We start from the raw sequence: 9,615 nt of genomic DNA, 5'->3' as shown, positions 1-9,615 counted from the left end.
GCCTTGTGTCGCGAAAGGGCCGCGAAGCGGCCCCGGCAATTGATGCACAGACGCCGAAATCCGGGGGCTGCTTTGCAGCCCTTTCGCGACACAAGGCCGCTCCCACACAGATCGCATCCCCCCTTGGCTACCAGTGTTTTCCTGCCTTGGACCTTATAGCGCCAGACACCAACCTGCTGCACCAGGCCGCCATTGCCATCGAAAGCCTGCGCTCCCAAGGCCCCGTACTGGTCTGCTGCGCCCTGGGCTATTCGCGCAGCGCCAGCGCCGTAGCCGCCTGGCTGGTGCTCACCGGCCGCTGCACTGACGCGCAACAGGCCGAAGCGCTGCTGCGCAAGGCCCGCCCCGGCGTCGTCCTGCACAGCGCGCACCGCCAGGCCCTGCAACAGCTAGGCGCACAACCATGAACCTGCTCGTGGTGGCCAGCTTGCTAGGCCGCGGCAAACAGCTGGAGCGCCTTTCAGACGGCCTCACCCTGCTGGCCCTGGGCTACGGCTTGGCGCCTTTGCTGGGTGCCCCGCTGCAACCGCTGGCCAGCCTGCTGTGCAGCGTGCTGCTGGTGCTCGGCGTGCTGCACAAGTACTGGGCCATCCGTGTGGCCGTGGATGCAGAACTGTTTGCCCGCCTCGCCGATAGCAGCGACCTGGCTGCAGACACCCAGGCCCTGGACCGTGCTCTGTTCGAATTGAAACTCAAGCCACAGGCCGCAGATTCCCGCGCCTGGTCTGCCCGCAGCCAGGCCGCGTTGGGCCTGTTGCGCCGCCAGGCAGTTTGCCTGGGCCTGCAGCTGACGCTGGCCTTGGCTACCCTGCTGATGCTGCCTTTGAAGGGATGACTACCAATCCATGCTCGCCAACCTGACGGCCTACCTCATTACCTCCGCCGCCCGCCTGATCACCGGCGCCCGCGCCCTGTGGCTGGGTTGCACGCCGCTGCCGGTGCAGCGCCTGTACTTCGCCAATCACAGCAGCCACGGTGACTTCGTGCTGCTGTGGGCGTCGCTGCCGCAACCACTGCGCAAGCGCACCCGCCCGGTAGCCGGCGCCGATTACTGGGCCAAACCGGGCCTGCGCGATTTCATCATTCGCAAGGTATTCAATGGCGTGCTGATCGACCGGCAACGCAGCGAAGGCCAAGTCAGCCCGCTGCAACCTGTCCTTGAAGCCGTTGCGCAGGGTGACTCGCTGATCTTCTTCCCGGAGGGCACACGCAACCTGGGCGACGAACCATTGATGCCATTCAGGAGCGGGTTATATCACCTGGCGGCAGCCAACCCTGAAGTCGAGCTGGTGCCAGTGTGGATCGCCAACCTCAACCGGGTGATGCCAAAGGGCCGCGCCCTGCCCTTGCCGTTGCTGTGCACGCTGAGCTTTGGCGAACCCCTGCACCTGCAGGCCGATGAGAGCAAGCAGGCGTTTCTCGAGCGGGCCAGCCAAGCCCTGCTGAACCTGGCCCCGAAGGATGCCTGACATGGACGACAACACCCTTTCCCTGTTCGCCGGCATCGGCGCCTTGCTGCTGCTCGCCAGCGTGATCGGCCGCCTGCTCAAATGGCGCGCCGGCCCCGCGCCGCACGCGGTGATCGACAATCTCAACGCCCGCATCAACGCCTGGTGGGTAATGGTGCTGGTAATCGGCATCGCCTTCCTGTTCGGCAAGTACGGCGTGATCGTGCTGTTCTACGGCGTGTCGTTCTACGCCCTGCGCGAGTTCATGACCCTCACCCCGACCCGGCGCAGTGACTACCCGGCACTGGTGGCGGCGTTCTATGTGGCACTGCCGGTCCAATACGTGCTGATCGCCATGGACTGGTACGGCCTGTTCAGTATCTTCATCCCGGTGTACCTGTTCCTGCTGCTACCCATCCTGGCCAGCTTCGGCGGCGATACGACACGTTTTCTCGAACGTGCTTCGAAAGTGCAGTGGGGCTTGATGATCGCCGTCTACTGCGTGTCGTCGGTGCCGGCCTTGATGACCCTGGATATCCCGGGTTATGAAGGTCGCAACCTGCTGCTGATCGCCTGGCTGATTTTGGTAGTGCAGATCAGTGATGTGCTGCAGTACGTATGCGGCAAGCTGTTCGGCAAACACAAGGTAGCGCCCAACCTGTCACCCTCCAAGACCGTCGAAGGCCTGGCCGGCGGCGTAGCGCTGGCTACCTTGATTGGCGCCCTGCTGTGCTGGATCACCCCGTTCAGCTTCTGGCAGGCCGCGTTGATGGCACTTGCGGTCAACGCCATGGGCTTTTTCGGCGGGCTGGTGATGTCGGCGATCAAGCGCGACCGCGGGGTGAAGGACTGGGGGCACATGATCGAAGGCCATGGCGGCATGCTCGACCGCATGGATTCGGTGTGCTTTGCCGCACCCGTGTTCTTCCACTTTGTGCGGTACTGGTGGGCCTAGCGAAAACGTGCGTATTGATCAGTGTGAAAGCGCCAATTCTCGCAACGCCGCCGAAGCCAGAAAACCGGAGCGGGATGCATAGCGGGGATCACGCTTCCCAAACCAGCCTGTTTCAGGATGCTGCGTACTGTGCCCTTGGGCAGCTCACTCTTGGGATGAGGAACCGTTACTCTTCCCCTTTTTGTCGGGTGCCTGAACGGGTGATGACTGCCCTTCACCTCGACCTCATACCACCCGTCAGCTTCAAAAAGCTGGATGACCTCACGACTGCGCACTCATTCTTCCTTCGGCAGTCGATGTGTATTACACACACCGACTTGACCAGAACAAAGCGCACTACACACTGTGCACATCTCCCATGACCAGTGGGCGGATCGGAAGGCATAGTAACGGGAGTTATTCTGAAGCGTAGGAAATCGGCTCGAAAGTAAACCCCCTGGCATAGCGCGGGCAGGCAGCTGGACGTCGAGCCCAGGCAACTGCGGCTCGGCCGATGGCCCTATGGTGACGAGTCATTCAGCCAGTCACCAGGAGTTGTGCCATGTCCGATTTCATCACCGTCCTGCGCGAAACCTGCCCGACGCCGGTCGTGGACGCCACCAAGTGGAAGCGCATCGGCGGCGATCCGCACACCGTCAACCTCAACGCCTACCTGTCGGCCGACGGCAGCAAGATCATGGGCACCTGGATCTGCACCCCGGGCAAGTTCGAGGTCAACTATGAAAAGTGGGAGTTCTGCCACTTCCTCGATGGCTACTGCATCATCACCCCGGAAGGCGAAGAGCCGAAACACCTGAAAGCGGGTGATGTGTTCGTGATCGAACCGGGGATGAAAGGCACCTGGGAAGTGGTCGAGACCGTGCGCAAGTACTTCGTCTTCGCCTGATTTGTAGACTTCACTGGCCCTATCGCCGGCAAGCCGGGCTCCCACAGGTACTGCACTGGTTTAAAGGGCCAGTGCAATACCTGTGGGAGCCCGGCTTGCCGGCGATAGGGCCGAAACAGGCAAAAAAATCGCGGATCAGGCACCCTTCCCTCTGGTGCGCAGTTACAGAGGGAAGGCCGCCTGGCCCGCGATGAAGTCCACCTGTTGCATCAATCCTTCTTGCGATAACCCTCGACGATGGCCGAGAAGTCCTTGCCGCCCTCGCCGCGCAGGCTCATGGCCTGGTACAGCTGCTGGGCCACGGCCCCCAGAATTACCGGCTGGTGCGCCTGGCGTGCCGCCTCGGTGGCCAGCCCCAGGTCCTTGAGCATCAGCTCGGCGCCAAAGCCACCGGTATAGCCACGCGATGCCGGCGCGGTTTCGATGATGCCCGGCCACGGGTTGTAGGTGTCCGAACTCCAGCAACGCCCGGTCGAACTGTTGATGATGCCGGCCAGCACCTTGGTATCGATGCCCAGCGCGTTGCCCAGGGCCATGGCCTCGGACACACCGATCATCGAGATGCCCAGCAGCAGGTTGTTGCAGATCTTGGCGATCTGCCCGGTACCAACCTCACCGCAGTGCACGATGTTGCGGCCCATCTGCTCCAGTACTGGCTTGAGGGTGGCGAACAGCTCGGTGCTGGCACCGACCATGAAGGTCAGGGTACCGGCCGCCGCGCCACCAGTGCCACCGGACACTGGCGCGTCGCCCATGTCCACGCCCTTGGCTGCCGCGGCCTTGGACACATCTCGCGCAGTCTGAGGGTCGATGGTGCTGCAGTCCACGGTCGGTGTGCCTGGGCGAATGCCGGCCAGCACGCCGTCGTCGTTCAGGTACACGCTGCGCACATGGGCTGCGGCTGGCAGCATGGTGATCACCAGCTCGCTGTTGGCCGCCGCGTCCTTGGGCGACGGGCTGATTTGCCCGCCCAGTTCTGCCAGTTCGGCGAGCACGGCCTTGTTCAGGTCGAACAGGTTCAGCTGGTGCCCGGCCTTGATCAGGTTGCGGGCCATGGGCGCACCCATGTTGCCCAGGCCGATGAATGCGATACGCATGAGGTGCTCCTTAGCGCAGGCTGATGGTGGTGTTCACACCGTCGTTGACGCTGTCGTCATCGAACCAGCGGGCGGTGACGGTCTTGGTTTGAGTGTAGAACTGCACCACTTGCTTGCCGTACGGGCCGAGGTCACCGAGCTTGGAGCCACGCGAGCCTGTGAAGCTGAAGAACGGTACCGGTACCGGGATCGGGATGTTGATACCGACCTGGCCGATGTCGATTTCGCTCTGGAACTTGCGCGCAGCCGCACCGCTCTGGGTGAACAGGCCGGTGCCGTTACCGAACGGGTTGGCGTTGACCAGAGCGATGGCCTCGTCGAGGGTATCGACCTCCAGGGTGACCAGCACTGGGCCGAAGATTTCCTGGGTGTACACCTGCATGTCGGTTTTTACGCCCGAGAACAGGGTCGGGCCGACAAAGTTGCCTTGCTCGTAACCCGGTACCGTGACGTCACGGCCGTCGAGTTCCAGCTTGGCGCCTTCCTTGATGCCGCTTTCGATCAGGCCCAGCACACGCTCCTTGGCGCGCTTGGAAACTACCGGGCCAACGTCGGTGCCAGGCTCGCAGCCGGCATTGACCTTGAGCTTGCTGGCCGCGTCCTTGATATCCGGCAGCCATTCGCGGGCCTTGCCCACCAGCACCGCCACCGAGGTGGCCATGCAGCGCTGGCCCGCTGCGCCGAAGGCGGCACCGACCAGGGCATTGATGGTTTGCGTGCGGTTGGCATCGGGCAGCACCACCGCGTGGTTCTTGGCGCCCATCATCGACTGCACGCGCTTGCCGTGCTGGCTGCCGAGGTTGTACACGTGGGTGCCCACTTCGGTGGAGCCGACGAAGGAAATCGCCTTGATGTCCTGGTGGGTGCAGATGGCATCCACCACTTGCTTGCCACCGTGCACCACGTTCAGCACGCCAGCCGGTACACCGGCTTCCAGCGCCAGCTCGACCAGCAGCATGGTCGACAGCGGGTCCTGCTCGGACGGCTTGAGCACGAAGGTGTTGCCGCAAACGATGGCCATGGGGAACATCCACAGCGGGATCATCGCCGGGAAGTTGAATGGGGTAATGCCGGCGCACACACCGATCGGTTGGCGCAGGGTGTAGGTATCGACACCGCCAGCAACGTTCTCGGCGAACTCGCCCATCTGCAGGGTGCCGATGGAGGCAGCGTGCTCGACCACTTCCAGGCCGCGGAAGATATCGCCTTCGGCGTCAGCAATGGTTTTGCCCTGCTCGGCGCTGAGCACCTGAGCAATGCGCTTGGTGTGTTCGCGGATCAGCGCCTGCAGCTTGAGCATGATGCGCATGCGCGCGCCGATAGGGGTGTCGCGCCAGGTCTGGAAAGCGCGGTGGGCAGCGGCCACGGCAGCGTCGACTTCCTCGACGGTGGCGAACGGCACGCGCGCCAGCACCTCTTGGGTAGCCGGGTTGACGATATCGCGCCATTCGGTGGTCTTGGACTCGACCCACTGGCCGTCGATCAGCAGTTTTACCTGCTCTACTTTGGTCTGGTTAGGGGATTGCGGTGCGTTCATCTGCGTTCTCCTTGGAATTATTGTCGGGACGAGATCGCCAGCGCCGGGCAAACGCGAGGTGGCGTCCTGAGGCTTGTTTCGAGTATAGATGTGCAAACATCCAACAAGAACGCACAAAAAAACCGGATCATCATGCAAAAAGACCTCACATCCTTGAGCGCGCTCAACTGGGACGATTTGAAGTTCTTCCTTGAAGTGGCCCGTACCCGCAAGGCCAGCAGCGCCGCCAAACGCCTGAGTGTTGATTACACCACGGTGTCGCGACGCATCAGCTCGCTGGAGGGGGCGCTGGGTACCTTGCTGTTCGAAAAGTCACGGACCAACGGCTTTGTCCTCACCGCCGAGGGCCAGCGCTTGCTCGGTTATGCCGAATCGATCGAAAGCACGCTGCATATGGCTTGCGAGCAGGTGTCCGGGTCGGGCGTGGCGTTGTCGGGGCATGTGCGCATGGGCTGCACCGAGGGCTTTGGCAGCTTCTTCATTACCCCGCAGCTCAGCCACTTCGTCGACGCCTACCCGGCGATATCGGTGGATATCCTGCCGCTGCCGCACTTCATCAGCCTGTCCAAGCGCGAGGCGGACATCGTCATTGCCCTGGAACGGCCGGAGCATGGGCCTTATGTGTGCTGCAAACTGTGCGATTACCGTTTGCGGCTGTACGCGACCCAAGATTACCTGGACAGCCATGCGCCGATTCGCCAGGTGGCGGATTTGGCCAGGCACCCGTTCATCAGTTACGTGGATGACCTGGCGTTCAGCTCAGAGCTGCTGTACCTGGCAAACCTGATTCCCAACGCCAACGCGCACTTGCGCAGTACCAGCGTGATTGCGCAATACACGGCGGCTTTGCAGGGACGTGGGTTGGCGATTTTGCCGTGCTTCCTGGCAGCGCAGGACCCGCGGTTGGTGACGGTGTTGCCGGAAGAGATTGAGGTGACGCGGCAGTTCTGGATGTATTGCCGGGAGGATTTGAGGAAGTTGAAGCGGATTACCCTGTTGTGGGATTACATCCGTGGGGTGACCGAGGCGAATGCGCCGTTGTTGATGGGGGAAACGCGGGAGATGCGCTTTGCTCAGGAATGAAGGGGCTGCTGCGCAGCCCATCGCAGGCAAGCCAGCTCCCACAAAATTTGCGCCGGATTCAAGGCATGCGCAGAACCCGCTCCCACAGGGGAAATGTGGTGGCCTGAGAGGTGGTGCTCAGTAGGACGCAACCACAATGGACACCCGACGGTTCTCGGTACGCCCGGCGCTGGTGCGGTTGTCCGCTACTGGCTGGGTGCTGCCCAGGCCACGGGACTGGATGTTCTGCGCCAGCATGCCGACCCCAACCAGCGCGTTGGTCACGCTCTGCGCGCGGCGCTCTGACAGCTGCTGGTTATACGCCGCCTTGCCCGACGAGTCGGCATGCCCGTCCACTCGCACGCCCTGGATACCAACGCCAAGCAGCGCCTTGCCAATGCGCTCGACAATCGCCTGGCTCTGGCCGTTGAGGCTGTCCAGGTCGCTGCCGAATAGCACCTTGCCGGACAGGTCGTAGGCCCAGCCTTCATCGGTTGGGGTAAAACCTTCGCGCTGGAGCACGGCAATCTGTTCGGGGGTAAGGCCTTTGGGCTGTGTGCTCTGGCAGCCGGTCAATGCCAGCACGGCGAGCAACAAGGCCCAAAGCGGGAAACGTAAAGCCTGTATCACGGGTTCAACTCCTGTTCTTGATTTCGTTGGCGGACCGTTCCGTCTGCGCCACTTGCCAATGGCCACGGCGTTTGCGCTTGGCCTGGTACATCGCCGCATCGGCGGCATTGAGAAGACTGGCGGGGTCAGCGCCGTCATCCGGGTAAAAGGCAATCCCGACACTCAGTGAGGTAGCGATACTGCGGCCACTGTCCAGATGCACCGGCAGCTTCATGCTGGCGACAATCTTCTCGGCAATCTGCTCGGCGTCCTGGCGCGAATGCAAAGGCGTCAGTAGCACGGCGAATTCGTCGCCGCCCAGGCGCGCCACCAGGTCGTGTTCGCGCAGCTGGGCGCGCACGCGGTCGGCCACGCTGATCAGCACTTCGTCGCCCACGGCATGCCCGAGGGTGTCGTTGATCTGCTTGAAGTGGTCGCTGTCGAGGAACAGTAGCGCCATATGCTCGCGCTGCCGCGCGGCATTACGCACGCTGCGGCTCAGGCGCCCTTCGAAAAAGGCGCGGTTGGGCAGGCCGGTCAAACTGTCATGGCTGGCCTGATGGGCCAGGGTCTGGTTTTCGTTCTGCAGGTGGCTGTGCCACACCTCCAGCTCATCCAGCAAGGCATTGAAGTCGTTGCCCAGTTCGTTGAGCTCGGCAATCGGCGCTTCCGGCACGCGCCGGTCAAAGCTACGTTCGCGGCGGGCGGCGTGGGCGACACTGGCCAAGCCACGCAATGGCCGGACGATATCGCCCAACAGGCGCCGCGACAGGTATTGGGCAGCCACGGCGCTGAGCAACGTGCAGACCAGGATGCCGCCCAGCCCGCTGAACAGGAACAGCAACAAGCTGCGCCCCTGGCCGACCAGTTCGATGTGCCCGACCTTTTGCTGCTGGTGCATGATCGGCAGGTTGACCGGCTCATCCAGCAAGGCGGTGGCAACCTGCACTTCCAGTTGCGCGAGCATGCCGGTATCGGCGCGTTGCCAGTGCGCCAGCTGCTCGCCCTCGTTATTGAAGATCCTGGCCTCTGCGACTTCCTCGTTGCTGGCGATCAGCGCCAGCGATTCATTGGCCGCGGCACTGTCGTCGAACACTACTGCCGCTTCGACGGTGTAGTTGATCGAGCGGGCGATCAGGTGCAAGTTGTGGTTGGCATAAGCCCCCAGGGCAAACACGCCCAGCAGGGTCAGGGAAATGCCGGCCAGGCCCACGGCGAGCAAGGCGACGCTGAGGTGGCCACGGCCCAGTACCGAGCGCAGGGTCGGGCGTACGCGGCGGTTGCGGGCCGGCATCACGGCTGCACCGCACGACGCCGCGACAGTTGCAGCACGCTAGGGTGAATACGCACGCCAGAGCGCGCCACCGAGTCGAGGTTGACCTCAAAAGCCACCTGCTGGTCGCTGACCCGCAGGCAGAACAGGCTACCGACCGTGCAAGGGTCGTTCGCTTCGCTGATGCTCAGTACCGGGTGGCCGCTGACGCGCTCGAACAGCCGGTCACGCTGGCCCTGATCGAGCTTGCCGATGTAGATGGCATCGCAGGCCTGGGCGACCTGGGTATCGTCTGCCAGCAGGCGCTTCACCTGCAGCGGGCGGCCGGACTCCTGCACATGGCCTTTGATCAGGTCATCGGCGTACTCGGTCGGGCCGACCAGGCACAGGCGCAGGGGGGAAGGTTCGACGGGCCAGCGAGCGTAGCTGAAGATGCCCAGTACCACCTGGGTGACGGCCTTGGCGCGTTGCTGCGCCTGGGCAGCGGTTGTGGCGGTGTCTGCCCGGGCGAGGCCTGCGGAAATGAACAGGGCGGCCAGCAATAGCGAAAGCGTACAGCTTGTCACTCGCCTTGCGGCCACGTGCATGTGGGGGATCTCTTAAAGTCCTTTCCGATATCGGCGCAACGATAGCACATGGCCGTATGGTTGTATGAGAGGCGGAATGCTGAACGCGGGTCGTATGCAAATTCTGTGGGAGCGGGGGGGTTGGGGGGAAGGGGGGGGGCACAGCCACACCACTGATATGG

General features: G+C 63.0%; 11 protein-coding genes and 2 pseudogenes. 6 read left to right on the top strand and 7 right to left on the bottom strand.

The annotated features are described in order from the left end of the window. The 4 genes from ABE456_RS27455 to ABE456_RS27440 form a co-directional block, all read left to right on the top strand. A partial coding sequence (locus tag ABE456_RS27455) for a dual specificity protein phosphatase family protein (RefSeq protein ID WP_346646729.1) occupies positions 1-407 on the top strand: 407 nt, incomplete at its 5' end. Then, a complete protein-coding gene (locus ABE456_RS27450) occupies positions 404-835 on the top strand; it encodes a hypothetical protein (RefSeq protein ID WP_346646728.1) in 432 nt (143 codons plus the stop codon). The genes ABE456_RS27455 and ABE456_RS27450, both read left to right, overlap by 4 nt. Positions 836-845: 10 nt before the next feature. Then, positions 846-1,469 (top strand): lysophospholipid acyltransferase family protein, encoded by a 624-nt coding sequence (locus tag ABE456_RS27445; RefSeq protein ID WP_346646727.1) that lies wholly within the window; start codon positions 846-848, stop codon positions 1,467-1,469. Between the two features lies 1 nt (position 1,470). Beyond that, a complete protein-coding gene (locus ABE456_RS27440; protein ID WP_137162423.1) occupies positions 1,471-2,403 on the top strand; it encodes a phosphatidate cytidylyltransferase in 933 nt (310 codons plus the stop codon). An 18-nt stretch (positions 2,404-2,421) separates the two neighbouring features. Here the strand turns inward: ABE456_RS27440 and ABE456_RS27435 are convergent. Together ABE456_RS27435 and ABE456_RS27430 are read right to left on the bottom strand one after the other, a co-directional pair. Beyond that, positions 2,422-2,499, bottom strand: a pseudogene (locus ABE456_RS27435) (type II toxin-antitoxin system HicB family antitoxin); the annotation flags it as partial. 14 nt (positions 2,500-2,513) lie between these two features. Then, positions 2,514-2,678: pseudogene (locus ABE456_RS27430) on the bottom strand (type II toxin-antitoxin system HicA family toxin); the annotation flags it as partial. A 266-nt stretch (positions 2,679-2,944) separates the two neighbouring features. Between ABE456_RS27430 and ABE456_RS27425 the strand changes: the two are divergent. Further along, on the top strand, positions 2,945-3,289 hold the full coding sequence (locus tag ABE456_RS27425; RefSeq protein ID WP_003258412.1) for a cupin domain-containing protein: 345 nt from the start codon (positions 2,945-2,947) through the stop codon (positions 3,287-3,289). Between the two features lie 209 nt (positions 3,290-3,498). Here the strand turns inward: ABE456_RS27425 and mmsB are convergent, their stop codons facing one another. Next, on the bottom strand, positions 3,499-4,386 hold the full coding sequence (gene mmsB, locus ABE456_RS27420; protein ID WP_346646726.1) for a 3-hydroxyisobutyrate dehydrogenase: 888 nt from the start codon (positions 4,384-4,386) through the stop codon (positions 3,499-3,501). A gap of 10 nt (positions 4,387-4,396) precedes the next feature. Next, positions 4,397-5,923, bottom strand: coding sequence for a CoA-acylating methylmalonate-semialdehyde dehydrogenase (locus ABE456_RS27415; RefSeq protein WP_346646725.1), 1,527 nt, complete (start codon positions 5,921-5,923; stop codon positions 4,397-4,399). Between the two features lie 132 nt (positions 5,924-6,055). On the opposite strand from ABE456_RS27415, the gene ABE456_RS27410 reads away from it, so the two are divergent. After that, the gene (locus ABE456_RS27410; RefSeq protein WP_346646724.1) at positions 6,056-7,006 is read left to right on the top strand and encodes a LysR family transcriptional regulator; all 951 of its coding nucleotides are present in this window, start codon (positions 6,056-6,058) and stop codon (positions 7,004-7,006) included. A gap of 117 nt (positions 7,007-7,123) precedes the next feature. Here the strand turns inward: ABE456_RS27410 and ABE456_RS27405 are convergent, their stop codons facing one another. Genes ABE456_RS27405 through ABE456_RS27395 form a run of 3 tightly spaced genes read right to left on the bottom strand, consistent with a single transcriptional unit; the run spans position 7,124 to position 9,454 of the window. Continuing rightward, complete coding sequence (locus tag ABE456_RS27405) at positions 7,124-7,615, bottom strand: OmpA family protein (RefSeq protein ID WP_346646723.1); 492 nt, start codon at positions 7,613-7,615, stop codon at positions 7,124-7,126. Positions 7,616-7,619: 4 nt separating this feature from the next. Next, positions 7,620-8,888: a diguanylate cyclase gene (locus ABE456_RS27400; RefSeq protein ID WP_346646722.1), complete on the bottom strand. Its 1,269-nt coding sequence runs from the start codon at positions 8,886-8,888 to the stop codon at positions 7,620-7,622. Then, complete coding sequence (locus tag ABE456_RS27395) at positions 8,888-9,454, bottom strand: YfiR family protein (protein WP_346646721.1); 567 nt, start codon at positions 9,452-9,454, stop codon at positions 8,888-8,890. The genes ABE456_RS27400 and ABE456_RS27395 overlap by 1 nt, the downstream gene beginning before the upstream one ends. Between the last annotated feature and the right edge of the window lie 161 nt (positions 9,455-9,615).

The sequence above is a fragment of the Pseudomonas sp. TWI929 genome (genome assembly GCF_039673335.1).
Classification (GTDB): domain Bacteria; phylum Pseudomonadota; class Gammaproteobacteria; order Pseudomonadales; family Pseudomonadaceae; genus Aquipseudomonas.
This window is presented reverse-complemented; position numbering and strand designations above follow the sequence as displayed.